Raw genomic sequence first — 259 nt, forward strand, 5'->3', positions numbered from 1 at the left:
ACGCGTTAAAAACCATGATTTTGTGTTCACACGGTACGCCCCATAACCCCAGACTCAACGGAGTTGCCCATGAAAAAAACCCTTGCCTCGCTGGCAGTCGCAGCCAGCCTGTTTGCCGGCGCCAACGCGTTCGCACAGACCGAAAAGCCCACCATCGTGCTCGTTCACGGAGCCTTCGCCGACGCCTCAAGCTGGAACGGAGTGGCCAGGATTCTCGAACAGGATGGCTACACCGTGGTCGCTGCAGCCAACCCGCTGC

General features: G+C 59.1%; 1 protein-coding gene. It reads left to right on the plus strand.

Translation table 11 applies throughout. The annotated features are described in order from the left end of the window. Positions 1-69 precede the first annotated feature (69 nt). On the plus strand, positions 70-259 hold a 190-nt coding region (locus AC0L3U_RS39645), incomplete at its 3' end, for a lipase family protein (protein WP_473365156.1).

This window comes from Bradyrhizobium sp. Kon69 (assembly GCF_055807515.1).